This is a genomic window from Isoptericola dokdonensis DS-3, from assembly GCF_001636295.1.
Classification (GTDB): Bacteria; Actinomycetota; Actinomycetes; order Actinomycetales; family Cellulomonadaceae; genus Isoptericola; species Isoptericola dokdonensis.
Genome location: NZ_CP014209.1, coordinates 1,113,411 through 1,137,902, shown reverse-complemented (window position 1 = coordinate 1,137,902; position 24,492 = coordinate 1,113,411). Strand labels below are relative to the sequence as shown.

At 74.2% G+C, this 24,492-nt stretch carries 27 protein-coding genes; 26 read left to right on the top strand and 1 reads right to left on the bottom strand.

Features of this window, described 5'->3' with window-relative positions; genetic code table 11:
• The first annotated feature begins 3 nt into the window (after positions 1-3).
• The 19 genes from I598_RS05420 to I598_RS05330 all read left to right on the top strand — a co-directional run bounded on the left by I598_RS05420 (position 4) and on the right by I598_RS05330 (position 17,439).
• Positions 4-333, top strand: a complete 330-nt coding sequence (locus I598_RS05420; protein WP_157557160.1) for a hypothetical protein — start codon at positions 4-6, stop codon at positions 331-333.
• Positions 334-394: 61 nt separating this feature from the next.
• Positions 395-1,546: a signal recognition particle-docking protein FtsY gene (ftsY, locus tag I598_RS05415; RefSeq protein ID WP_068201953.1), complete on the top strand. Its 1,152-nt coding sequence runs from the start codon at positions 395-397 to the stop codon at positions 1,544-1,546.
• A 316-nt stretch (positions 1,547-1,862) separates the two neighbouring features.
• Positions 1,863-3,137, top strand: coding sequence for an ammonium transporter (locus tag I598_RS05410; RefSeq protein ID WP_068201951.1), 1,275 nt, complete (start codon positions 1,863-1,865; stop codon positions 3,135-3,137).
• Positions 3,134-3,472 (top strand): P-II family nitrogen regulator, encoded by a 339-nt coding sequence (locus tag I598_RS05405; protein WP_068201948.1) that lies wholly within the window; start codon positions 3,134-3,136, stop codon positions 3,470-3,472. The genes I598_RS05410 and I598_RS05405 overlap by 4 nt, the downstream gene beginning before the upstream one ends.
• 6 nt (positions 3,473-3,478) lie before the next feature.
• Complete coding sequence (locus I598_RS05400; protein WP_068201946.1) at positions 3,479-5,344, top strand: [protein-PII] uridylyltransferase family protein; 1,866 nt, start codon at positions 3,479-3,481, stop codon at positions 5,342-5,344.
• A gap of 45 nt (positions 5,345-5,389) precedes the next feature.
• Positions 5,390-7,015, top strand: a complete 1,626-nt coding sequence (gene ffh, locus I598_RS05395) for a signal recognition particle protein (protein ID WP_068201944.1) — start codon at positions 5,390-5,392, stop codon at positions 7,013-7,015.
• Between the two features lie 37 nt (positions 7,016-7,052).
• Positions 7,053-8,165 carry an amidohydrolase family protein gene (locus I598_RS05390; protein ID WP_068201942.1) on the top strand — a complete coding sequence of 371 codons (1,113 nt, stop codon included), beginning with the start codon at positions 7,053-7,055 and terminating at the stop codon, positions 8,163-8,165.
• 189 nt (positions 8,166-8,354) lie between these two features.
• Positions 8,355-8,771 (top strand): 30S ribosomal protein S16, encoded by a 417-nt coding sequence (gene rpsP, locus I598_RS05385; RefSeq protein ID WP_068201939.1) that lies wholly within the window; start codon positions 8,355-8,357, stop codon positions 8,769-8,771.
• The gene (locus I598_RS05380; RefSeq protein ID WP_068201937.1) at positions 8,771-9,010 is read left to right on the top strand and encodes an RNA-binding protein; all 240 of its coding nucleotides are present in this window, start codon (positions 8,771-8,773) and stop codon (positions 9,008-9,010) included. The genes rpsP and I598_RS05380 overlap by 1 nt, the downstream gene beginning before the upstream one ends.
• Positions 9,011-9,122: 112 nt before the next feature.
• On the top strand, positions 9,123-9,677 hold the full coding sequence (gene rimM / locus I598_RS05375; protein WP_068201935.1) for a ribosome maturation factor RimM: 555 nt from the start codon (positions 9,123-9,125) through the stop codon (positions 9,675-9,677).
• Positions 9,678-9,679: 2 nt separating this feature from the next.
• The gene (trmD, locus tag I598_RS05370; protein ID WP_068201933.1) at positions 9,680-10,495 is read left to right on the top strand and encodes a tRNA (guanosine(37)-N1)-methyltransferase TrmD; all 816 of its coding nucleotides are present in this window, start codon (positions 9,680-9,682) and stop codon (positions 10,493-10,495) included.
• 243 nt (positions 10,496-10,738) lie between these two features.
• Positions 10,739-11,089 (top strand): 50S ribosomal protein L19, encoded by a 351-nt coding sequence (gene rplS / locus I598_RS05365; RefSeq protein WP_068201931.1) that lies wholly within the window; start codon positions 10,739-10,741, stop codon positions 11,087-11,089.
• A 128-nt stretch (positions 11,090-11,217) separates the two neighbouring features.
• Entirely contained in the window at positions 11,218-12,015 is a 798-nt protein-coding gene (gene lepB / locus I598_RS05360; RefSeq protein WP_083972905.1) for a signal peptidase I, read from the top strand.
• The gene (locus I598_RS05355; protein ID WP_068201929.1) at positions 12,012-12,830 is read left to right on the top strand and encodes a ribonuclease HII; all 819 of its coding nucleotides are present in this window, start codon (positions 12,012-12,014) and stop codon (positions 12,828-12,830) included. The genes lepB and I598_RS05355 overlap by 4 nt, the downstream gene beginning before the upstream one ends.
• A gap of 7 nt (positions 12,831-12,837) precedes the next feature.
• A complete protein-coding gene (locus I598_RS05350) occupies positions 12,838-13,137 on the top strand; it encodes a DUF2469 domain-containing protein (RefSeq protein ID WP_068201927.1) in 300 nt (99 codons plus the stop codon).
• Positions 13,138-13,276: 139 nt separating this feature from the next.
• Positions 13,277-13,630, top strand: coding sequence for a YraN family protein (locus I598_RS05345; protein WP_068201925.1), 354 nt, complete (start codon positions 13,277-13,279; stop codon positions 13,628-13,630).
• Entirely contained in the window at positions 13,630-15,168 is a 1,539-nt protein-coding gene (locus tag I598_RS05340; RefSeq protein WP_068201923.1) for a YifB family Mg chelatase-like AAA ATPase, read from the top strand. Before I598_RS05345 ends, I598_RS05340 begins: the two co-directional genes overlap by 1 nt.
• Positions 15,161-16,432 carry a DNA-processing protein DprA gene (gene dprA, locus I598_RS05335; RefSeq protein ID WP_335583277.1) on the top strand — a complete coding sequence of 424 codons (1,272 nt, stop codon included), beginning with the start codon at positions 15,161-15,163 and terminating at the stop codon, positions 16,430-16,432. The genes I598_RS05340 and dprA overlap by 8 nt, the downstream gene beginning before the upstream one ends.
• A gap of 62 nt (positions 16,433-16,494) precedes the next feature.
• On the top strand, positions 16,495-17,439 hold the full coding sequence (locus tag I598_RS05330) for a tyrosine recombinase XerC (protein ID WP_068201922.1): 945 nt from the start codon (positions 16,495-16,497) through the stop codon (positions 17,437-17,439).
• Positions 17,440-17,456: 17 nt separating this feature from the next.
• On the opposite strand, the gene I598_RS05325 is transcribed toward I598_RS05330, so the two are convergent.
• Positions 17,457-18,011 (bottom strand): M23 family metallopeptidase, encoded by a 555-nt coding sequence (locus tag I598_RS05325; RefSeq protein ID WP_232314269.1) that lies wholly within the window; start codon positions 18,009-18,011, stop codon positions 17,457-17,459.
• A 473-nt stretch (positions 18,012-18,484) separates the two neighbouring features.
• Between I598_RS05325 and rpsB the strand changes: the two genes are divergently transcribed.
• From rpsB to I598_RS05290, 7 genes are all read left to right on the top strand, one after another.
• Positions 18,485-19,405, top strand: coding sequence for a 30S ribosomal protein S2 (gene rpsB, locus I598_RS05320; protein ID WP_068201918.1), 921 nt, complete (start codon positions 18,485-18,487; stop codon positions 19,403-19,405).
• Positions 19,406-19,486: 81 nt separating this feature from the next.
• Positions 19,487-20,326: a translation elongation factor Ts gene (tsf, locus tag I598_RS05315; protein ID WP_068201915.1), complete on the top strand. Its 840-nt coding sequence runs from the start codon at positions 19,487-19,489 to the stop codon at positions 20,324-20,326.
• 159 nt (positions 20,327-20,485) lie between these two features.
• Positions 20,486-21,250, top strand: coding sequence for a UMP kinase (gene pyrH, locus I598_RS05310; protein WP_083973542.1), 765 nt, complete (start codon positions 20,486-20,488; stop codon positions 21,248-21,250).
• Between the two features lie 44 nt (positions 21,251-21,294).
• Positions 21,295-21,852 carry a ribosome recycling factor gene (frr, locus tag I598_RS05305; protein WP_068201914.1) on the top strand — a complete coding sequence of 186 codons (558 nt, stop codon included), beginning with the start codon at positions 21,295-21,297 and terminating at the stop codon, positions 21,850-21,852.
• On the top strand, positions 21,852-22,682 hold the full coding sequence (locus I598_RS05300) for a phosphatidate cytidylyltransferase (RefSeq protein WP_068201912.1): 831 nt from the start codon (positions 21,852-21,854) through the stop codon (positions 22,680-22,682). The genes frr and I598_RS05300 overlap by 1 nt, the downstream gene beginning before the upstream one ends.
• A 102-nt stretch (positions 22,683-22,784) precedes the next feature.
• Positions 22,785-23,879 (top strand): dual-specificity RNA methyltransferase RlmN, encoded by a 1,095-nt coding sequence (rlmN, locus tag I598_RS05295; protein ID WP_068204974.1) that lies wholly within the window; start codon positions 22,785-22,787, stop codon positions 23,877-23,879.
• Positions 23,876-24,427: a DivIVA domain-containing protein gene (locus I598_RS05290; RefSeq protein WP_068201910.1), complete on the top strand. Its 552-nt coding sequence runs from the start codon at positions 23,876-23,878 to the stop codon at positions 24,425-24,427. Before rlmN ends, I598_RS05290 begins: the two co-directional genes overlap by 4 nt.
• Positions 24,428-24,492 lie beyond the last annotated feature (65 nt).

Genomic DNA, 24,492 nt, shown 5'->3' with positions numbered 1-24,492 from the left:
GACATGGTCACGTTCGTCGTCTGGCTCGTCGTCACGCTCCTGCTCGCGGGGGCCGTGTTCCTCGTGGCGAGCGTCATGGAGCGCCGCGAGGGCGACGACGACGTCCGTGGTGCGCGCGCGTTCCTGCGCGACTTCCGCGGCGGCCTGCGCCGGCACCGCGGGGCGGTGCCGAAGTCGGTGGACACCGACATGGACGACTTCTTCGCCGCGAACGTCGAGGACGCGCCGGGCTACGTCGACGCCGAGGAGCTCACCGACGTGCTGCACCGTGCGCAGGGCCGGGTGCGGCTGCCGCACCACCCGCCGTCGGCCGTGGGCCGCGCGGACGCCTGACCCCACGGGGACGGCCGCGACCTGACGACGCGGCGCCGGGCGTCTGGGAGACTGGGGCACCGTGACCGACTTTTCCTGGCTCTGGATCCTTCTCGGCGTCCTGGTCGTGGCGGGCGCCACGACCGCGTTCGTCGTCCCCCGTCGTCGCGGCCGGGGCGCCGCGACCCTCGACGAGTCCCCGGAGCCCGGTGTCGTCGCGCCGCCTGACGGTGCGGCCGCCGAGGCGACGGGAGCCGACGCCACCCCGGAGGTCGCGGCGCCGCCGGTCGAGGTGCCCGAGCCTGCGTCGGGGCGGATGGTGCGGCTGCGCGACCGGCTGGCCCGGTCGGGCTCCCCGCTGGGCGCGCGCCTGCTGAGCGTGCTGTCCCGCGACCACCTCACCGAGGACGACTGGGACGAGATCGAGGAGACCCTGCTCCTGGCCGACCTGGGCCCCGGCCCCGCGGAGGAGCTGCTCGAGGCGCTGCGCACGCGGGTGCGGGTGCTGGGCGTGCGGGAGCCGGGTGCCGTGCGCGAGCTGCTGCGCGAGGAGCTGCTGCGCGTCGTCGACCCGACGCTCGACCGGACGCTCGCCCTGGAGCGCCCCGTGGTCGACGGCGTGACGAAGCCCGCCGTGATGCTCGTCGTCGGCGTGAACGGCACGGGCAAGACCACCACGGTCGGCAAGCTCGCGCGCGTGCTCGTCGCGGAGGACCGCAGCGTCGTGCTCGGTGCCGCGGACACGTTCCGCGCGGCCGCCGCCGACCAGCTCCAGACGTGGGGCTCGCGGGTGGGCGTCCCGACGGTGCGTTCCCACGCCGACGGTGCGGACCCGGCCGCGGTCGCCTTCGACGCGGTGCGTCGGGGCGTCGCCGACGGCGCGGACGTCGTGCTGGTCGACACCGCGGGCCGGCTGCAGAACAAGGCGGGCCTCATGGACGAGCTCGGCAAGATCACCCGGGTCATCACGCGCGAGGCGCCGCTCGGCGAGGTGCTGCTCGTGCTCGACGCGACGACGGGCCAGAACGGGATGCAGCAGGCCAAGGTGTTCGGCGAGGTCGCCGGCGTGACCGGCATCGTGCTGACCAAGCTCGACGGCACCGCCAAGGGCGGCATCGTCGTCGCGGTCCAGCGTCAGCTCGGCGTCCCGGTGAAGCTCGTCGGGCTCGGCGAGGGCCCGGACGACCTGGCGCCGTTCGTGCCGGAGCAGTTCGTCGACGGTCTCCTCGGCTGAGCCGGAGGTGCAGCGGGCGGTGCGCGCCGAGGGACGAGGCGCTCGCCGGTCGTGGAGCCGCAGGGTCGGTCGACACGGACCCGGCTGAGCCGGAGGTGCAGCGGGCGGTGCGCGCGAGGTCGCGGCCCGGACACGGTCAGGTCACGGTGCGATCACGACCCGCCGTCCGCGTCTCGCAGTGCGGGACGGAAACCCAACGTTTACGTGACGCGGGTGCTTGTCACACGGCTGTAACCCCCGGACAGTTCAGGGGAAATGCCGCTCCAAGACGGTAGTCCCCGACCGGCCACACGGGCTGGCGAGGGGAGATAGACAGATGGAGCTGGATACCGGAGCAACCGCGTGGATGCTGACCTCAGCATCTCTCGTGCTCCTGATGACGCCCGGGCTGGCGTTGTTCTACGGCGGCATGGTGCGCGGCAAGTCCGTCCTCAACATGATGATGATGTCCTTCGGGGCCATCGCCGTCACCGCGGTGATCTACGTGCTGTGGGGCTGGTCGATGTCCTACGGCAGCGACATCGGCGGGATCATCGGCAACCCCTTCGATCAGTTCGCGCTGCAGGGTGCGATCTACGACGAGGCCGGTGAGTTCATCATCGACGGCTTCGGTGTTCCCGGGATCGTCGGTGTGGGCTTCCAGGCCACCTTCGCGATCATCACGGTCGCGCTCATCTCCGGCGCCATCGCGGACCGCGTCAAGTTCGGCACCTGGATGGTCTTCGTCGCCCTCTGGGTCACCTTCGGCTACTTCCCGATGGCGCACATGGTCTGGGGCGGTGGCCTCCTCTCCGGCGACGGTCCCTTCGCCTCCATCGCCGCGCCGATCGACTTCGCCGGCGGCACGGTGGTCCACATCAACGCGGGTGTCGCCGCGCTCGTCCTGGCGCTCGTCGTCGGCAAGCGCAAGGGCTTCGGCACCGAGCCGATGCGCCCGCACAACCTCACGCTCGTCATGCTCGGCGCCGCCCTCCTGTGGTTCGGCTGGTTCGGCTTCAACGGTGGTTCGGCCTTCACCGCGGACGGCTTCGCCGGTCTCGCCTGGGTCAACACGACCGTCGCCACCGCCGCCGCGGTGCTCGGCTGGCTCGTCGTGGAGAAGTTCCGCGACGGCTCCGCCACCTCCCTCGGTGCCGCCTCGGGCGTCGTCGCCGGTCTGGTCGCCATCACCCCGGCCGCCGGCTCGGTGAGCCCGTTCGGCTCGATCTTCGTGGGCGTCCTCGCCGGTGTGTTCTCCGCCTTCGCCGTCGGCCTGAAGTACAAGCTGGGCTACGACGACTCGCTCGACGTCGTGGGTGTCCACCTGGTCTCCGGCCTCTGGGGCACGCTGGCCATCGGCTTCCTCGCCACGGAGACCGGCCTGTTCTACGGTGGCGGCGTCAACCAGCTCGCCGTCCAGGCGATCATCGCGGTCGTCGCGATGGTCTTCTCGGCCGTGGTCACCTACATCCTGGCGATCCTCCTCAAGGCCACCATGGGCTGGCGGGTCTCCGAGGAGGTCGAGGTCAACGGGATCGACCTCGCCGTCCACGGTGAGTCCGCGTACGAGGGTCTCTCGTCGGGTTCCGTCATCAAGGAGGTTCGCGCATGAAGCTCGTCACCGGGGTCATCCAGCCCCACCGTCTCGACGACGTGAAGTCGGCCCTGGAGGCCGCGGGCGTCCGGGGGATGACCGTCAGCGAGGCCAGCGGCTACGGCCGGCAGAAGGGCCACACCGAGGTCTACCGCGGTGCCGAGTACACGGTCGACCTGGTCCCCAAGGTCCGTATCGAGGTCCTCGTGTCCGACGCCGACGCCCCCTCCATCGTGGACGTCGTGGTCGGCGCGGCCCAGACGGGCAAGATCGGTGACGGCAAGGTCTGGACGGTCCCGGTCGACGACGTCGCCCGCGTCCGCACCGGCGAGCACGGCGACGCCGCTCTCTGACCGTCGATGACCGACCTTCCTCCCACGGGCGGTCCTGCACGGCCTCACGACAGGGCCCCGCACCCCGGAACCGGGGTGCGGGGCCCTGTCGTGGGGCTGCGCGAGGACCTTCTCGCCACGGCCAGGGACCTGACCGGTCCGGGGCGTTCCGGGGTGGCGCGGCGCGCCACCCTCCAGCAGCTCGTCGTGGACCGTCTCGGCCCGCTCTACGCGGAGGCGACGGCCGACGTCGACCCGACCGGCCTGGCGCTGGCCGCCGTGGGCTCGCTCGGCCGCGGCGAGCTGGGGCCGCTGTCCGACCTCGACCTCGTCCTGGTCCACGACGGCCGCACCCACAAGCCCGACGAGCTGGCGACGATCGCCGAGCGGCTCTGGTACCCGCTGTGGGACTCGGGGGTCGACATCGACCACGCGGTGCGGTCCCTCAACCAGACGCGTCAGCTCGCGATGCGCGACCTGCCGGCGGCGGTCGGCTGGCTCGACGTGAAGCCGGTCGCCGGTGACGCCGTCGTGGTGCACCGGGCGGCGTCGGGCATCCTCACGGACTGGCGCTCGGCCTCGCGCCGGCGCCTGCCCGAGCTGTTGTCCAGCGTCAAGGAGCGGGCCGAGCGGTCCGGTGACCTGGCGTACCTCATCGAGCCCGATCTCAAGGACGCGCGCGGCGGCATCCGTGACGCCGTGGTGCTGTCCGCGCTCGCCGCGACCTGGCTGACCGACCGTCCGCACGGTCGGGTGGACACCGCGTACGCGCACCTGCTGGACGTGCGCGACGCGCTGCAGGCGGTCACCGGTCGCCGCTCGACGAAGCTGCTGCTGGCGGACCTGGACGAGGTGGCGGCGCTGTGCGGGGTGGACGACCCCGACGAGCTGCTGGCCAGCCTCGCCGAGGCGGGCCGGGAGATCTCCTTCGCCCTGGACTCGACGATCCGGCGCGCCCGGCAGGCGCTCCAGCGGCCGGCCGCCAAGAGGCCCGTGCTGGTGCGGGGCCGCCGGCAGCCGCCCCGGCTGCGGTCGGTGGGCGAGGGGCTGGTCGAGCACGACGGCGAGCTGGTGCTCGCGGTCAGCGCGGTGCCGTCCCGGGACCCGGCGCTGTCCCTGCGGGCCGCCGCCACCGCGGCCCGCACCGGGCTCGCGCTGGCACCCGTGACGATGCAGTCCCTCGCCGAGTGCCCGCCCGTGCCCGCGCCCTGGCCGGCGACGGCCCGGGGGCACCTCCTGACGCTCCTCGGCTCGGGTGCGGCACAGGTGCACGTCTGGGAGGCGCTCGACCTCGCGGGCGCCGTGACCACCTGGATCCCCGAGTGGGCGGACGTGCGCAACAAGCCGCAGCGGGCCGCGATCCACCGGCACACCGTCGACCGGCACCTCGTCGAGACCGCCGCGCTGGTGGCCTCGGTGCGCAAGCGGCAGATCGCCCGGGGAGTGCCGGCGGAGCTCCTGCGCGCGGACCTGCTGGGGGTCGCCGCGATCCTGCACGACATCGGCAAGCGCCGGGGCGCGCAGAGCAGCGACCACTCGACCGAGGGAGCCCGGGTGGTGGGGCCGATCGTGCGCCGCATGGGTTTCGACGAGGACTTCGTCGCCGACGTCGAGCTGCTGGTGCGGCACCACCTGACGCTCGCGGGGCTCGCGACGACGTCGGACCCGGACGACCCGGCCACCGTGGCGAGGCTGCTCGACGCCGTCGACCACCGCCGGGACCTGCTGGAGACGCTGCGCGCGCTCACCGAGTGCGACGCGTCGTCCCTCGGCCCGGCCGGCTGGACGGGCTGGCGGGCGAGCCTGGTCGACCAGCTCACCGTGCGGGCCCGGGCGGTGCTGGCGGCCGAGCACCCGGAGGGCGACGCGGGTCCCGCCGCCGACGGCCGGTAGGCTGGTGCACCGCACGTCATCCATCCCCGTGAAGAGGACCACCTGGTGTTCAACTCCCTGTCGGACCGGCTCACCGCGACCTTCAAGAACCTGCGCGGCAAGGGTCGGCTCTCCGAGGCGGACATCGACGCGACCGTCCGCGAGATCCGTCGCGCCCTGCTCGACGCCGACGTCGCCGTCCCCGTGGTGCGCGAGTTCGCCGCCGCGGTGCGCGAGCGCGCGCTCGGTGTCGAGGTCTCGGGAGCGCTGAACCCGGCGCAGCAGGTCGTCAAGATCGTCAACGCCGAGCTCGTCGAGATCCTCGGCGGGCAGACCCGCAGCCTGCAGCTCGCCAAGACGCCGCCGACGGTGATCATGCTCGCCGGCCTGCAGGGTGCCGGCAAGACGACGCTCGCGGGCAAGCTGGCCCTCGCGCTGAAGGAGCAGGGGCACACGCCGCTCCTGGTCGCCGCGGACCTCCAGCGCCCGAACGCCGTGACCCAGCTCTCCGTCGTCGCGGACCGCGCGGGGGTCCCGGTCTTCGCCCCGCACCCGGGGAACACGGGCGCGACGGACCCCGCCGACGACACGGTCATCGGCGACCCGGTGTCGGTGGCCCGCGAGGGTGTCGCCCAGGCGCGCGCCAAGCAGCACGACGTCGTCATCGTCGACACCGCCGGCCGCCTGGGCGTCGACCGGCTGCTGATGCAGCAGGCCGCGGACATCCGTGCCGCGATCACGCCCGACGAGGTCCTGTTCGTCATCGACGCGATGATCGGCCAGGACGCCGTCACCACGGCGCAGGCGTTCCTCGACGGCGTCGACTTCACGGGCGTCGTGCTGTCCAAGCTCGACGGCGACGCCCGTGGTGGTGCGGCGCTGTCGGTCGCGAAGGTGACGGGCCGCCCCATCATGTTCGCCTCGACCGGTGAGAAGCTCACCGACTTCGAGGTGTTCCACCCCGACCGCATGGCGTCGCGCATCCTCGACATGGGTGACGTCCTCACCCTCATCGAGCAGGCCGAGCGTGCCTTCGACGCCGACGAGGCCGAGAAGATGGCCGCGAAGGTCGCCGGCGGCGAGGACTTCACCCTCGGCGACTTCCTGGTGCAGATGCAGCAGATGAAGAAGCTCGGCTCGATGAAGAAGATGCTCGGGATGATGCCGGGCATGGCGCAGATGCGCGAGCAGCTCGAGAACTTCGACGAGCGCGAGGTCGACCGCGTGCAGGCGATCATCCAGTCGATGACGCCCGCGGAGCGGGACAACCCGAAGATCATCAACGGGTCCCGCCGGGCCCGGATCGCCCGCGGCTCCGGGCAGACCACGACCGCGGTGAACGGACTGCTGGACCGGTTCACGCAGGCGCAGAAGATGATGCGCCAGATGGCGCGCGGCGGCGGCGTGCCGGGCATGCCGGGCGGGATGCCCGGGATGCCGGGGATGCCGGGCGGCGGGAAGAAGGCCCGCGGCAAGCAGGCCCCCGCCCGCAAGGTCAAGGGCAAGTCCGGCAACCCCGCCAAGCGGGCGCAGCAGGAGCGCGAGGCCATGCAGCGGGCGCTCGGCGGGGGCGCGCGGTCGGCCGCGCCGGCGGGGTCGGCGTTCGGCGTCGGCGCGCAGGACGGCGAGCCCGCGAACGTCGACGACCTCCAGCTCCCCGCGGGCTTCGACAAGCTCCTCGGCGGACGCTGACCGCACGGGGGGTCGAAGCGGCGTTACGCTTGCGCTCATGTCGGTGCCGCACGTCCCCCTGCACGTCACGGGTCACGTCCTGCTGGACGGCGACCGCGAGGTCGGCGAGATGTGGGTCCGTGACGGCCGCATCAGCCTGCTGCGCCCCACGCCGCAGGGCAGCCCTGCCACGGAGCTCGACGGCTGGGTGCTGCCCGGGCTGGTCGACGTCCACTGCCACGTCGGTCTGGACGCCGGGGGAGCCACCGCGCCGGAGACGGCCGCGAAGCAGGCCCTCACCGACCGGGACAGCGGGGTCCTGCTCGTCCGGGACGCCGGCTCGCCGCTGGACACCTCCTGGGTGCACGCGCGTGCCGACCTGCCGCGGCTGGTGCGGGCAGGGGCGCACCTCGCCCGGCCCAAGCGCTACCTGCGCCACTACGGCCTCGAGCTCGACGACGTCGCAGAGCTGCCGGAGGCCGTGCGCGCGCAGGCGCGCGCCGGCGACGGCTGGGTGAAGCTCGTCGGGGACTGGATCGACCGGGACCTCGGCGACGAGGGCGACCTCACGCCGCTGTGGCCGCGCGACGTCCTCACCGAGGCGGTCGATGCGGCGCACGCCGAGGCCGCCCGCGTGACCGTCCACGCCTTCTCCGAGGAGGTCGTGCCCGACCTCCTCGCCGCCGGCGTCGACGGGATCGAGCACGGTACCGGCATCCCGCCCGAGCTCATGGGCGAGGTCGCCCAGCGCGGGGTGCACGTGACCCCGACGCTGCTCCAGGTGGGCCAGTTCGAGAACATCGCGGCGCAGGCGGACGGCAGGTACCCCCTGTTCGCCGCGCGGATGCGACGGCTGCACGCCCGCCGGTACGAGCAGGTGCGCGAGCTGTACGAGGCCGGCGTCCCGCTGCTCGTGGGCACCGACGCCGGCGGCACGATCGACCACGGTCGGATCGCGGACGAGTGCGCGGAGCTGGTCGCCGCGGGCATCCCCGACGCCGAGGTCGTCGCGATGGCCACCTGGCGGGCGCGGGCCTTCCTCGGGCACGGATCGATGGTCGAGGGCGCCAGCGCCGACTTCGTCGTCTATCCCGCCGACCCCCGGCTGGACGTGTCCGTGCTGCGGCACCCGACGGCCGTGGTGCTCCGCGGCCGCATCGTCGCCCCGTGACCGCCCCCGCGGGAGGACGTGTGACGAACGCGCGGTTGGGTCCCGGGCCCGCGGTCTGGCACAATGTCCGGGTACTCGGCGTGCCCAGGCCCCTCTCTCCTGCGCGTGCCCGGTCCTGACCCGATCGTCCGCCGGACCCCACCGGCACGGCGCCAGGGTCGCACCCACCAGAACCAGGAGACCACCTAAGTGGCCGTCAAGATCCGTCTGAAGCGTCTCGGCAAGATCCGGGCCCCGTACTACCGCATCGTCGTCGCGGACTCGCGCACCAAGCGCGACGGTCGCGTCATCGAGGAGATCGGCAAGTACCACCCGACCGAGGAGCCCTCGTTCATCGAGGTCGACTCCGAGCGTGCGCAGTACTGGCTCGGCGTCGGCGCGCAGCCGACCGAGCAGGTCGCCGCCATCCTCAAGGTGACCGGCGACTGGCAGAAGTTCAAGGGCCTCGAGGGCGCCGAGGGCACCCTGCGGACCAAGCAGTCCACGACCGACACCGCCGCCGCGGTCGAGGCCGTCCACGCCGAGGCCGAGAAGGCCAAGGCGAAGGCCTCCGAGGCCAAGTCCGAGACCAAGGCGGAGTCCGCCGAGGACGAGGCCGGGGCCTGATGCTCGCCGACGCCCTCGAGCACCTCGTGCGCGGCATCGTCGACAACCCGGACGACGTCCGGGTCACGGCCCGCACGCAGCGCCGGGGCGACCTGCTCGAGGTCCGGGTCCACCCGGACGACCTCGGGCGGGTCATCGGTCGGGGAGGCCGCACCGCCAAGGCGCTGCGCACCGTCGTCGGTGCGCTGTCCGCCGAGGGCCCGGTGCGGGTCGACGTCGTGGACGTCGACCGCCGCTGACCCACCACGGGCACGCCGACGAGGCCCGGTCCCCCCGCGGGACCGGGCCTCGTCGTGTTCACTGGCACCGAGCGGTGCCGACGGGCCGACGGCCCACGACCAAGGAGACGACATGGACCTGGTGGTCGCCCGCATCGGACGGGCCCACGGACTGCGCGGCGAGCTCGGGCTCGACGTGCGCACGGACGTCCCGCACGAGCGGTTCGCCGTCGGCGCGGTGCTCACCACCGACCCCGCCGACGCCGGGCCGCTGACGGTCACCGGCGCGCGGACCCACCAGGGCAAGTGGATCGTCGGGTTCGCGGAGGTCGCCGACCGCAGCGCCGCCGAGGCGCTGCGCGGCGTCGCGCTGGTGGTGGAGGAGGACGTCTCCGACGAGGAGGACGCCTGGTACCCGCACGAGCTCGCCGGGCTGCGGGCGGAGCTCGCCGACGGCACCGTCGTGGGCGAGGTCGTCGGGCTCGAGCACCTGCCCGCCCAGGACGCGCTGGTCGTGCGGGAGACCGGGGGCGAGCGGACGCTCGTGCCGTTCGTGCGGGAGATCGTCCCCGAGGTCGACGTCGCGGGAGGTCGCGTCGTGCTCACCCCGCCGGGCGGGCTGCTCGCCCGCGACGCCGACGCGGCCGTCGTGGACCGCCCCGACGGCCCTGCCGAGGGCGAGGACTGAGCGTGCGGATCGACGTCGTCACGATCTTCCCCGACTACCTCGCCGCCCTCGACCTGTCGCTCGTGGGCAAGGCCCGGCGCACCGGGCTGCTGGACCTGCGCGTCCACGACCTGCGGGACTGGACGACCGACCGGCACCGCACGGTCGACGACACGCCCTTCGGCGGCGGCGCGGGCATGGTCATGCGCCCCGACGTGTGGGGTCGCGCGCTCGACGACCTCATGGGCGAGCCGCCCGTCGGCGGACCCGACGAGGTCCCGGCGGGCGCCCACCTCGTGGTGCCGACGCCGTCGGGCGAGGTGTTCACGCAGCGGCACGCCGAGCGGCTGGCGGGCGCCGACCACCTGGTCGTCGCGTGCGGGCGGTACGAGGGCATCGACGCCCGCGTGGTGGAGCACTACCGTGCGGCCGGCCACCCGGTGAGCGAGCTGTCCATCGGCGACTACGTGCTCAACGGGGGCGAGGTCGCGGCGCTCGTCATGGTCGAGGCCGTCGGGCGGCTGCTGCCGGGCGTCGTCGGCAACCCGCACTCGTTGGTCGAGGAGTCGCACGGCGCCGCCGGGCTGCTCGAGTACCCCGTCTATACCAAGCCGCCCGCCTGGGCGGGGCACGACGTGCCCGACGTGCTGCTCTCCGGCCACCACGGGCGGGTCGAGCGGTGGCGGCGCGACCAGGCGCTCGAGCGGACGGCCCGGCGCCGGCCCGACATGCTGGCCGCGCTGGAGCCGGCGGTGCTGGACCGGCGGGACCGCGAGGTGCTGGCGGGGCTCGGGTGGACGGTGGACGCCGACGGGGTGCGGCGGGACGACCAGGTCTGAGGCCAGGGCGAGAGCCTCGGCGGCCGGTGGTGGCGCGGGTCACGGACGGCGAGGGCTCCGGGCTGTCGTGCGGCGCGAAGCCGTGTGGCAGAATGGTGCGTCGGTGTGCTGCAGCCCGGACTCTGCCACAGGGGAGACCATCGGGCCGAGGTACGGCGCACCACCACTGACGACACCAGGGTCCGCGCCGCCGTGCCGGCCCTCCGATGCTTGCTCTGACCTGTGGCAGTGTGGGGAGAGAACATGAAGACGCTCGACTTCGTCGACGCAGCCTCGCTGCGTTCCGACGTGCCGGACTTCCGTGCCGGCGACACCGTCAAGGTCAACGTCAAGGTCATCGAGGGCAGCCGCTCGCGCGTGCAGGCCTTCCAGGGCATCGTCATCGCCCGCCGCAACAGCGGTGTCGGCTCGACGTTCACCGTCCGCAAGATCAGCTTCGGCGTCGGCGTGGAGCGCACCTTCCCGGTGCACGCCCCGACGATCGAGTCGATCGAGCTCGTGACCCGCGGCGACGTCCGCCGCGCGAAGCTCTACTACCTGCGCAAGCTGCGCGGCAAGAAGGCGAAGATCCGCGAGAAGCGCGACGCCAAGTGAGCCGTGCGGCCTGACCGGCCGCCGCCACGCCGACGGGCGGCACCTCCCAGCCGGGAGGTGCCGCCCGTCGGCGTTTCGCCTTCCCGGGGGCACCGTGGGAAGGTGTGCTCGTGGCAGACTCCGACCCCATGACGTCCTCCGACCATCGGCGCGGACCCGACGACGACGCCCCCGGTGTCCGCCCCACGGACGAGCAGGTCGCGGCCCGTGCGGAGTCGGTGCCCGCGCACGCCGCGGCCCCCGCGGAGCCCCGCGGCGGGCGAGGTCTGAGCCTGCTGCGCGAGACCGTCATCATCGTCGTCTCGGCGCTCGTGCTGTCGTGGTTGATCAAGACGTTCCTGGTGCAGGCGTTCTTCATCCCGAGCTCGTCGATGGAGGAGACGCTCCAGATCGGCGACCGCGTCATGGTGTCCCGTCTCGTCCCGGACGTGCTGGACGTGCACCGTGGTGACGTCGTCGTCTTCAAGGACCCGGGCGGCTGGCTCCCGCCGTACGAGGCGCCCGACCGGGGCCCCGTCGGCAACGCGGTGCGTGACGCCGCGACGTTCGTGGGCCTGCTGCCGCAGGACACCGGCGAGCACCTCATCAAGCGTGTCGTCGGCATGCCCGGCGACACCGTCGAGTGCTGCGACGCCGAGGGTCGGGTCAGCGTCAACGGCGTACCGATCGACGAGACCTACATCGCCCCCGGCTCGGTCCCGAGCCAGTCCGAGTTCTCGACCGTGGTCCCCGACGACATGCTGTTCGTCATGGGCGACAACCGCCAGCACTCCCAGGACTCCCGGTACAACACCGGCAAGCCCGGGGGCGGGTTCGTCCCGATCGACAACGTGGTGGGCAACGCCTTCGTCATCGTGTGGCCCCTGGCGGACATGACGCTGCTGCGCAACCCGTCGGACGTCTTCGCCGAGGTCCCGGAGCCGTGACCACCGCCGCCACCCGTCGACGCAGCCCGACGCTGCGCACCGAGCGGGCGCTGCTGGGGGAGGGTGCCCGCCTGGTCGGCGGCATGGACGAGGTCGGTCGCGGGGCCCTGGCCGGGCCGGTGAGCGTGGGGCTGGTCGTGGTCGACACCGGGACCCGGACGGCACCGCGCGGGCTCACCGACTCCAAGCTGCTGTCCCCGGCGGCGCGCGAGGCGCTGGTGGAGCCCCTGCGGCACTGGGCGGTCACGTGGGCCGTCGGTCACGCCGGCCCGGCGGAGATCGACGCGCACGGCATCGTCGCGGCGCTGCGGCTCGCCGGGCGCCGCGCGCTGTCGCAGGTGCGGCGCAGCCTCGGCGACGTGGACGTCGTGCTGCTCGACGGCTCCCACGACTGGTTGAGCCGACCCCAGCGGGACCTGTTCGAGGCTGCCGCGCTCGACCCGGGCAGCGGCCTCGACGCACCCGAGCCCGGCGTGCGCACCCTCGTCAAGGCCGACCTGCAGTGCTCGTCCGTCGCCGCGGCCAGCGTCCTGGCGAAGGTGGAGCGCGACGGGCTGCTCACCCGGCTCGCCGCGCAGTACCCGCACTACGCGTGGGACCAGAACAAGGGCTACTCGGCCCCCGCGCACCTCGACGCGCTCCGCCGGCTGGGGCCGACGCCCCAGCACCGCCGGTCGTGGAACCTGCGGGTGCTGGAGGAGGCCCCGGCCGCGGTGGAGCCGCAGCCCGTCGCGGGCGGGGCCGGCGACGCGCGGGCCGAGCAGACGCGCCTCGGCGACCCGCTCGACGTGTCCTTCCGCTCCCGGGTGGGATGATGGCCGCGTGAGCGCTGAGGACCTCGAGAACTACGAGAACGAGATGGAGCTCGCGCTCTATCGTGAGTACCGGGACGTCGTGGGGCTGTTCTCGTACGTGGTGGAGACCGAACGACGTTTCTACCTGGCCAACCAGGTCGACCTGCAGGTCCGGTCCGCCGGGGGCGAGGTGTACTTCGAGGTACGGCTCTCCGACGCCTGGGTGTGGGACGTCTACCGGTCGGCCCGGTTCGTGAAGTCGGTGCGCGTCGTGACCTTCAAGGACGTCAACGTCGAGGAGCTCGCAAAGGCGGAGATGGCGCTCTGACGCACGCCGCGCCGCCACGCCGCGCCGCCACGCCGGGCCGTCCACAGGGCCGCGGCAGGCGGGGGTGTCCACAGATCGCGCCGGTGCTGATGGCGTCCGGCGGGCTCCGCGCGGCACCGTGCTGCGCGGAGGTGGTTCCGTGCAGGCGAAGGACGCCGTCGGGCGCTACGGCGAGAAGCTGGCGGCCCGGCATCTGACAGGTCTCGGGTACGAGCTGCTCGACCGCAACTGGCGAGGGGCGGCCGGCGAGATCGACCTCGTCGTCCGCGACGGCGGGACCGTCGTCGTGGTCGAGGTCAAGACCCGCCAGGGGCTCGGGTTCGGGCATCCCGCCGAGGCCGTGACCCGGGCCAAGCTCGGCCGGCTGCGACGGCTCGCGGGGGAGTGGCTGCACGCCCACCCCGGGGCGCGCGACGTGCGGATCGACGTCGTGGCGGTCGTCCTGCCGCGCTCCGGCGCCGCCCGGCTCGAGCACCTCGTCGGGGTGTCGTGATGGGGTACGCCACCACCACCGCCGTCGCCCTCGCCGGGATGCAGGGGCACGTCGTCGAGGTGCAGGCGCAGCTCGCGGCGTCCGTGCCCGGCTTCACCCTCGTCGGCCTGCCCGACGCGGCGCTCGCCGAGTCCCGCGACCGGGTCCGTGCCGCCGTGCTGTCCACCGGCATCGAGTGGCCGCACCGGCGGATCACCGTCAACCTGTCGCCCGCCTCCCTGCGCAAGTCCGGCTCCGCGTTCGACCTCGCCGTCGCCGTGGCGGTGCTGGCCGGCCACCGGCTGCTCCCCGCCGCCGGGCTCGACCGCGTGGTGCACCTCGCCGAGCTCGGTCTCGACGGCCGGCTGCAGCCCGTGCGGGGCGTGCTCCCGGCCGTGGCGGCCGCCGTCGAGGCCGGCCGGACGGAGGTCGTGGTGGCCGAGGCCGACGCCGCCGAGGCGGCGCTGGTGCCCGGTGCGCGGGTGCACGGCGCCGCGCACCTCGCCGACGTCGTGCGGCTGCACGGGGGAACGGTCGAGCACGAGGCCGCCGGGGGAGCTGTCGTGCCCGCCCGGCCCGGCCTCGCCCGCCGCCCCGTCGGCGACCTCGCGGACGTCGTCGGCCAGCACGAGGCCCGGCTCGCGCTCGAGATCGCGGCCGCCGGCGGGCACCACCTGCTCATGGTGGGCCCGCCCGGCGCGGGCAAGACGATGCTCGCGGCCCGGCTGCCGGGCATCCTGCCCGACCTCACCGACGCGGAGGCCGTCGAGGTCACCAGCGTCCACTCCGTCGCCGGCACCTTCGACCCCGGGGCGGGCCTGGTGCGGCGCCCGCCGTTCGAGGACCCCCACCACACCGCCACCCCGGCCGCCGTCGTCGGCGGCGGGTCGGGTCTCGCTCGTCCGGGGGCCGTCTCCCGCGCGCACCGCGGCGTGCTGTTCCTCGACGAGGCGCCCGAGTTCACGCCGCGCGTCCTGCAGACGCTGCGCCAACCGCTGGAGGCGGGCGAGCTCGTCCTGCACCGGGCGGGCGGCGCCACCCGGTACCCGGCCCGCTTCCAGCTCGTGCTCGCCGCGAACCCCTGCCCGTGCGGGATGGCCGGGACCGACGCCGGGTCGGAGTGCGGCTGCACCTCGATCGCGCGGCGCCGCTACCTGGGGCGGCTGTCGGGCCCGCTGCTCGACCGCGTGGACCTGCACGTGCGTCTCGAGGGCCTGACCCGTGCCGACCGGGTCCTCGGGTCGGTCGGCGAGCCGTCGTCGGTCGTCGCGGCCCGCGTCCTCGCCGCCCGGGAGGCGGCACGGGCCCGGTTCTCCGGCTCGGCCTGGACGACGAACGCCGAGCTCCCGGGGCCCTGGCTGCGGGACCGGCTGCGGGGCGAGGCCGGCGTGCTGCCCCGCGTCGAGCGGCAGATCGACGCCGGCGCCCTGACCTTGCGCGGCGCCGACCGGCTCCTGCGGGTCGCGTGCACGGTGGCGGACCTGGACGGGCGGGAGGTCCCGTCCGTCGACGACGTGGACACGGCGCTCGTGCTCCGGACCGGTGAGCAGCGTGGCTGACGGCGTCGCCTCCCGCCCGCCCGCCGGTGCGGCCGCCATGCCGCGCACCGTCGCCCGGTCGGCCGGGGCGCCGCTGGTCTTCGACGCCGACGACCCGCGGCTGGCGGCGGCCGCGTGGAGCCGCCTCGCCGAGCCCGGCGACGCGGTGGCGGGCGCCCTCGTGGCGCAGCTCGGCGCGTCCGGGGCGCTGCGGTGGCTCGTGGACGCGACCGTCGACCCCGACCGGGCTCTCGGCGGGCTGCGCCGGGCGGACGAGGACGGGACGGACGTCCCTCCCGTGCGGCGGGCGGCCACCGACCGCCTGCTGTCGGCCGTGGGGCGCTGGGCCCCGCGGCTCGCGTCGCTGGACCCGCGTCGTGAGCTGCGCGTGCTGGAACGTTGCGACGGCACCCTCCTGGTCCCGGGCGACGAGCACTGGCCCCGCCGGGTCGACGACCTGGGCGTCGCCGCACCGTTCGCCCTGTGGGTGCGGGGCCGGGCGGACGTCGAGGGCTGGTCGCGGCGATCGGTCGCGGTCGTCGGGGCGCGGGCGGCCACGGCGTACGGCGAGCGGGTCGCCGCGGAGCTCGCCTCAGGCGTGGCCGAGCGCGGCTTCACGGTGGTCTCCGGCGGTGCGTACGGCATCGACGCGGCCGCGCACCGCGGTGCCGTGGCGGCGGAGGGGATGACGTGCGCGGTCCTGGCGAGCGGCGTCGACCGCTTCTACCCGCAGGGCAACGACGGCCTCCTGCGCCGGGTCGCCGGCACGGGAGCCGTGCTCAGCGAGGTCCCTCCCGGCTCGGCCCCGTTCCGGCAGCGGTTCCTCGCCCGCAACCGGGTGATCGCGGCGCTGACGGCCGCGACGGTCGTGGTGGAGGCGGCGCACCGCTCCGGGGCGCTGTCCACCGCCCGACGGGCAGCGGAGCTGCTGCGGCCGGTGGGTGCGGTGCCGGGCCCGGTGACGTCGATGGCGTCGGCCGGGTGCCACGGGCTGCTGCGGGACGCGGTGGCCGTCTGCGTCACCGGCGCGGCGGAGGTCGCCGACCTCGCGGGCGACCTCGGGCGCGAGGCGGCGCCCCCGCCGCCGTCGGCGGACACCGTGCTGGACCGGCTCGGGCCGGACGAGCGCCTGCTCCGGGACGCGCTGCCGGTGCGCGCCGCTGCGTCGGTGGACTCCCTGGCGCGCGCGGCGGGCCTGCCGCCGCGCCGGGTGCTGACCCTGCTGGGCGGGCTCGAGCGGCAGGACCTGGTGCGCCGGGAGGGGGGCCGCTGGCGCCGCGCGTGATGCGGCGAATCGCCGGACGACCTGCGACGTCGTCGCCGTGGCGACCGCCACACTGGACGACGATGCCGGACCCGGACCTGCCCCCGCTGCCCACCGCGCTCTCGACCGCGGTGGACGGCTTCACGCGGTTCCTGGCGACCCGGCAGGGGCACTCGAGCCACACCCGTCGCGCGTACCGGGCGGACGTGACCGGGCTGCTGCGCCACGCCGTGCGGCACGGCGCGTCCGGGCTGGACGACGTCGACCTGACGGTGCTGCGCGGATGGCTCGCCGCGCAGGCGGACCGCGGCCTGTCCCGGGCCACGCTCGCCCGCCGAGGCGCGTCCGCGCGCGCCTTCCTGCGCTGGGCGCACGCCGAGGGTCTGGTCGCCACCGACGTGTCGGCGCGGCTCGCCACACCGAAGGTCGCGCGGACCCTGCCCACGGTGCTGTCGGTCGTGGCGGCCGAGCAGCTCCTGGCGTCCGCGGAACGGTGCGTCGAGGAGGCGGAGCCGGACCGTCGACCGGCCGCCCTGCGGGCCTGGGCGGCGGCCGAGCTGCTGTACGGGTCGGGGGTGCGGGTCGGCGAGCTGGTCCAGGTCGACGTCGGCGACCTCGACCTCGACGAGCGGCTGGTGAAGGTCCTCGGCAAGGGCGGCAAGGAGAGGGTGGTCCCGTTCGGCGTGCCGGCGGCCAGGGCCCTGCGCGCCTGGTCGGCGCACGGCCGACCGGAGCTGGTCCGGGCGGGATCGCCCGCCGCGCTGTTCCTCGGTGACCGCGGCGGCCGGTGGGGCCAGCGCCAGGCCCGCGAGACGGTGCACGCGCTGGCCGCGCTCGCGGGCGTCGACGACGTCGCCCCGCACGCGCTGCGCCACTCGGCGGCCACGCACCTGCTGGCCGGCGGCTCGGACCTCCGGTCGGTGCAGGAGGTCCTCGGCCATGCCGACCTCGGGACCACGCAGCGTTACACCCACGTCGACGCCGAGCGTCTCCGCACGGTCTTCGAGCAGGCCTTCCCGCGGGCGTAGGCCCCCGTGACGCGGTGTCAGCCGAGGGGGAGCAGCACGATCGGCGCGGAGCGCCCGAGCAGGGTGAGCGGGTCGAGGTAGGTCTCGCCCCGCCGCACGCCCCAGTGCAGGCAGACGGCGGGCCCGCAGTGCGACCCGACGGCACCGGTGGTCCCCACCACCTGCCCTGCCGCGACGACGGTGCCGACCACCACCGTGGCGTCCACGGGCTCGAGGGTGGAGCGGAGCTCGCCGTGCGTCACGACGACGAGCGGGCGTCCGGCGACCGGGCCGGCGAAGGTGACCGTCCCGGCGGCCGGGGACACCACCGGCTCGCCCGCCGTCGAGGCCAGGTCCACTCCGCGGTGGCCGGGCAGCCACCGCTGGGCGGGCAGGTCGGCGGGCGCGGCGACGGCGCCGGGGACGGGCGCGCGCCAGCCGGCGACGGACGTCCGGGTCGTGGGGCCGTCCGGCGGGGCGGGCTCGGTCGCGACGGCGACCGTCACGGGCAGCAGGACCGCCACGGCGGCCGCCGCCAGGCGGACGGCACGGACGGCACGGCCGGGCCGGGGACGAGTGCGGGATCGGCTCACGACGGCCACGATGGTCCAGGTCGCGGCCTGCCGGCGCAGCGTCCGGCGCGTCGGTGGACGGGGTCGTCGTCGCGGCGGCGGTGGACGCCCGCAGGGGTGCCGTACGCCACGTCGGGGTCCGGTCCCGGCGTTCGGGACGGTCGGGTAGACTCTCCGGTGCGACCAACCGTGTCCGCACCCACCCCTGTCCAGGCCTCCGGCCTGTCCCCGGGGAGACGTGCGGGTACCGGTCGACATCGCGCGTCACGGACGTGCCGCAGGAGCCGGGGCCACCCGGCGTCGGCGGCGCGGTCGCGTCGGCAGCGGTCCGCCCGAGGCGTCCTGCCCCGGTCGGTGCCGACGCGGGGTGACGCCAGGGGTGACGGGCCCGATGCCCGCTGCCGACAACCGGAACCGCGGTCCGCCCTGCCGGGGCGGCCGCCGACGCGCACGCCACCGGGTTGATCCCGGGGTGTGCGGCGAAAGGACGTGTCATGGCCGTCGTGACCATGCGCCAGCTCCTCGAGAGCGGTGTCCACTTCGGGCACCAGACCCGCCGTTGGAACCCGAAGATGAAGCGCTTCATCTTCACCGAGCGCAACGGCATCTACATCGTCGACCTCCAGCAGTCGCTGTCGTACATCGACCGCGCCTACGAGTTCGTCTCCCAGACCGTCGCCCACGGCGGCACCATCCTGTTCGTCGGCACGAAGAAGCAGGCGCAGGAGCCCGTCGCGGACCAGGCGGCGCGCGTCGGCATGCCCTACGTGAACCACCGCTGGCTCGGCGGCATGCTGACCAACTTCACCACCGTGCACAAGCGTCTCCAGCGCCTCAAGGAGCTCGAGGAGATCGACTTCGACGACGTCGCGGCCTCGGGCCTGACGAAGAAGGAGCTCCTGGTCCTGCGTCGCGAGAAGGACAAGCTCGCCCGCACCCTCGGTGGTATCCGCGACATGGCCAAGACGCCGTCGGCCGTGTGGATCGTGGACACCAACAAGGAGCACCTCGCCGTCGACGAGGCTCGCAAGCTGGGCATCCCCGTCGTCGCGATCCTCGACACGAACTGCGACCCGGACCAGGTCGACTTCGCGATCCCGGGCAACGACGACGCGATCCGCTCCGTCACGCTGCTCACCCGCGTGATCGCCGACGCCGTCGCCGAGGGCCTCATGCAGCGCGCCTCCGGCAAGAAGGGCGACGCCGCCGAGGCCGAGGCCGAGCCGCTGGCCGAGTGGGAGCGCGAGCTCCTCGCCGGTGCCGAGGCGGACGCCGCGGCCGAGGCCGCCCCCGCGGAGGCCGCTCCGGCCGAGGCCGAGGCCGCTCCCGCGGAGGAGGCTCCGGTCGAGGCCGAGGCCACCGTCGAGGCCGCTCCGGCCGAGGCCGAGGCCGAGGGCACCGAGAAGTCCGAGTGAGCCCGGTGCGGGCCGGCCGCACGTCGGCCGGCCCGCACCCCGCCCACCGCATCCCGACCCACCTGCACGGAGGACACCCCCATGGCGAACTACACCGCCGCTGACATCAAGGCGCTGCGCGAGCGCACCGGCGCCGGCATGCTCGACGTCAAGAAGGCCCTCGACGAGGCTGCCGGCGACGCCGAGAAGGCCGTCGAGATCATCCGCAAGAAGGGCCTCGCCCGCGCCGCCAAGCGTGAGGGCAACGCGACCTCCGAGGGCCTCGTGGCCGTCAAGGTCTCCGACGTCGACGGCGGCCAGACCGCCACGATGATCGAGCTGAACGCGGAGACGGACTTCGTCGTCAAGAACGAGAAGTTCATCGCGCTCGCCGAGGCCGTCCTCGAGGCTGCCGACGCCGCCGGCGCGACCGACGCCGAGTCGGCCCTGGCCGCCCCGGCCGCCGAGGGCACTGTGGGCGACACCATCGCGGCGCAGGGCGCCACGATGGGCGAGAAGGTCGTGCTGCGTCGCGTCGCTCGCGTCGAGGGCCCGAAGGTCACCGCGTACCTGCACAAGACGGCCAAGGACCTCCCGCCGTCGATCGGTGTCCTCGTCGTCACCGACGAGGCCGGCGAGGCCGCGGCCAAGGACGTCGCGCAGCACGTCGCCGCGCTGTCCCCGACGTACCTCACCCGTGAGGACGTCCCGGCGGACGTCGTCGAGAAGGAGCGCGAGATCGCCCGCGAGGTGTCGATCGCCGAGGGCAAGCCCGAGGCCGCGCTGCCGAAGATCGTCGAGGGTCGCCTCAACGGCTTCTTCAAGGACGCCGTCCTGGTGGACCAGCCGCTGGCCAAGGACACCAAGACCACGGTGGGCAAGCACGTCGCCGCCACGGGTGGCGAGCTCAAGGGCTTCGTCCGCTTCCGCGTCGGCAACTGACGCGTCACGGCCCGGTCGCACCGCGGTGCGGCCGGGCCGTCGCATGCTCGCTCCCGGCCGTGGCTGCGGGGGCGGGTCCGGGCATCCGGTGTCAGGATGCGCCAGGAGACCTCGTCCCGGGTCGTGCGGTCCCGGGCGTCGACAGAGACGGACGGTGGCATGACCCAGATCGACCAGACCGAGGCCCTGAGCCCGCAGCCGGTGCTCGAGGGCGCCGACACCCGCCGGGTGCTGCTGAAGCTCTCCGGCGAGGCGTTCGGCGGCGGCGCCGTGGGGCTGGCGACCGACGTGGTGCGTCGGGTCGCGCAGGAGATCGGTGACGCGGTCCGCCGGGGCGTGCAGGTCGCGATCGTCGTCGGCGGCGGCAACTTCTTCCGCGGCGCCGAGCTGTCGCGCGCCGGTCTGGACCGGGCGCGCGCCGACTACATGGGCATGCTCGGCACCGTCATGAACTGCCTCGCGCTCCAGGACTTCCTCGAGCAGGACGGCATCAAGACCCGCGTGCAGACCGCCATCACGATGGGTCAGGTCGCCGAGCCGTACATCCCGCTGCGGGCCATCCGGCACCTCGAGAAGGGCCGCGTCGTCATCTTCGGCGCCGGGGCCGGCATGCCGTACTTCTCGACGGACACCGTCTCGGTGCAGCGCGCGCTGGAGACCCACTGCGACGAGGTGCTCATGGGCAAGAACGGCGTGGACGCCGTCTACTCGGCCGACCCGCGCACCAACCCGGACGCGCAGCGGCTCGCGCACGTCACCTACACCGACGCGCTCGTGCAGCGACTGGGCGTCATGGACGACACCGCGCTCGCCCTGTGCCGGGACAACGACGTGCGGATGCGCGTCTTCGGGCTCGAGGAGACGGGTAACGTGACCCGTGCGCTGCTGGGCGAGCAGATCGGCACCTCGATCACCACGCGCTGACCGACCATCCAGACCACGAACCGCGAACGAACAAGGAGCACCGGGTGATCGACGAGACCCTCCTCGAGGCCGAGGAGAAGATGGACACGGCGATCGAGGTCGCCAAGGGACAGTTCGCCGGGATCCGCACCGGTCGGGCGAACGCGGGGATGTTCTCCTCCCTCATGGTGGACTACTACGGCGCCCCGACGCCGCTGCAGCAGCTCGCGTCGTTCAACATCCCGGACGGGCGCACAGTGCTCATCTCGCCGTTCGACAAGAGCTCGATGACGACCATCGAGAAGGCCCTGCGCGAGTCGGACCTCGGCGTGAACCCGTCGAACGACGGCAACGCGATCCGGATCGTCATGCCCGCCCTCACCGAGGAGCGGCGTCGTGACTACGTGAAGATGGCCAAGGGCAAGGCGGAGGACGCGCGCGTCTCGGTGCGCGGCGTGCGCCGCAAGGCCAAGGAGCAGATCGACCGTCTGGTCAAGGACGGCGAGGTCGGCGAGGACGAGGGCGCCCGGGCGGAGAAGGAGCTCGAGGCCCTCACCAAGAAGCACGTCGAGCTGGTCGACCAGCTGCTCGCCGGCAAGGAGAGCGAGCTGCTCGAGGTCTGATGGCACCCGTCGACGCGCAGCGCACCTCCCGTGCCGGCCGCAACCTGCCGGCGGCGATCGCGGTGGGCGTCGGGCTCCTCGCGCTGCTCGCCGCCTCGCTCTGGTTCCGGCCGGAGCCGTTCGTCGCCCTCGTGGTGGTGGCGCAGAGCGCCGCGCTGTGGGAGCTGCGGGCGGCCTTCGCCCGCCGCGAGATCCACGTCCCGCTGACGCCGCTGCTCGTCGGCGGGGCGGGGATGGCCGTGTCCGCGTACGCGGCCGGGCCGGAGGCGCTGCTCGTCGCGTTCGTGCTGACCGTGGCGGGAGTCGTCGTCTGGCGCGTGCTTGACGGCTCGGGTCCGCGGGCCCTGCGGGACGCGGCCGCGGCGGTCTTCGCCGCGACGTACCTGCCCTTCCTGGCGGGCTTCGTCCTGCTGATCCTCGACCAGCCGCGCGGCGAGCTGCGGGTCGTGCTGTTCGTGCTGCTGGCCGTGGCGAACGACGTCGGCGGCTACGTCGCCGGCGTGATGTTCGGCCGGCACCCGCTGGCCCGGTCCATCAGTCCCAAGAAGAGCTGGGAAGGCCTGGCCGGGTCGATCGTCCTGGCCGTGGTCGTCGGCGTCGGCGGTTCGCTGTGGGTCCTGGACTCGTCGTGGCTGCTGGGCGTCGCCCTCGGTGTCCTCACGGCCGTCACCGCCACGGCGGGCGACCTCGCCGAGTCCCTCATCAAGCGCGACCTGGACCTCAAGGACATGGGCTCGCTGCTCCCGGGGCACGGCGGCGTGCTGGACCGCCTGGACTCCCTGGTGGTCACCGCGCCCTTCGTGTACCTCGTCCTGGCCACCACCGTCTGACCTCAGGAGCCTCCCGTGGCACCCCACGACAACCCGACCACGACCGCCCTCGGCGTCCCCGCCGTGCGGCCGTCCGACGAGACGCCGGCGATCCCGCTGCAGATGGCCCCGCGCCGTCGCGGCAAGCCGCCGCGCCACTTCGCGGACCTCACGCCCCAGGAGCGGGCGGCGTCCGTCGTGGAGATGGGGGAGAAGCCGTTCCGGGCCAAGCAGCTCGCGGCGCACTACTTCACCCACTACACGTCCGACCCGGCCGAGATGTCGGACCTGCCCAAGGCGACCCGTGACGCCCTGGCGACGACGATGTTCCCGCCCCTGATCCGGCCGACGCGCCGGATGGAGGCGGACGGCGGCACGACCGTCAAGACGCTGTGGCACCTGTTCGACGACGCGAAGGTCGAGTCGGTGCTCATGCGCTACCCGCACCGCACGACGCTGTGCGTGTCGTCGCAGGCGGGCTGCGGCATGGCGTGCCCCTTCTGCGCGACGGGGCAGCTCGGCCTGACCCGCAACCTGTCGACGGCGGAGATCCTCGAGCAGGTCCGGGCCGCGTTCCGCACCCTGGACCGCGGCGAGGTCCCCGGGGGCCGGGCGCGCCTGAACAACCTCGTCTTCATGGGCATGGGCGAGCCGCTGGCGAACTACCGGGCGGTGATGGAGACGGTGCGCGCCCTGGTCGCCCCGGAGCCGCAGGGCTTCGGCATGTCGGCCCGCAACGTCACGGTGTCGACGGTGGGCCTGGTGCCGGCGATGCGCCGGCTGGCGGACGAGGGCATCCCCGTGACGCTCGCGCTGAGCCTGCACGCCCCGGACGACGACCTGCGCAGCGAGCTGGTGCCGATCAACACCCGGTTCTCGGTGGACGAGGTGCTGGACGCCGCGCGCCACTACTTCGAGGTCACGGGGCGTCGCGTCTCGATCGAGTACGCGCTGATCAAGGACATGAACGACCACGGCTGGCGCGCCGACCTCCTGGGCCGCAAGCTCAACGAGCGCGGCCGCGGCTGGGTGCACGTCAACCCGATCCCGCTGAACCCGACGCCCGGGTCGATCTGGACCGCCAGCGAGCGTTCCGTGGAGGACGAGTTCGTGGCACGATTGCGCGGGCACGGCATCCCCACCACGATCCGTGACACCCGCGGGAGCGACATCGACGGCGCCTGCGGGCAGCTGGCCGCCGAGGAGGACGACGAGTGAGCACGCTCTTTTCGACCGTGTCGAAGATCAGCACCGGGTACGACCCCGACGAGGTCGACGACTTCTTCGACCACGCCCGGCAGGCCTACGAGGGCCGCACGCCGGAGCCGATGACGAACGCCGACATCGCGAGCTCGACGTTCGAGCTGGTGCGCGGCGGGTACAACACGCACGAGGTCGACGCAGCCCTGGACCGCCTGGAGGGCGCGTTCATCGCCCGCCAGCGCGCGGAGTTCGTGAACCAGCACGGCCAGGACGCGTGGATGGGCGCGCTGGCCGAGCGGGCCCGCACCCTGTACCCGCGCCTCGGCCGGCGCGACGGCCAGAAGTTCGCGCCGGCGGAGCGCGGCCAGCAGGGCTACGACATCGACGACGTCGACGCGCTGTGCGACCGGCTCGTCGGCTACTTCGACCGGCAGGAGCCGCTGACGGCCGCCGAGGTCCGGTCCGCGACGTTCGGCCGGGCGAAGGGCGCGGAGGCCTACGCGGAGGCGTCGGTGGACAGGTTCCTGGCCCGGGCGATCGAGGTGCTGCTCGGCGTGGAGTGAGTCCGGTCGCGGTGCGGGCCCGGCGGCCGGTCGACGGCGTGCCGGGCGGGACGCCGCGGCGTGCG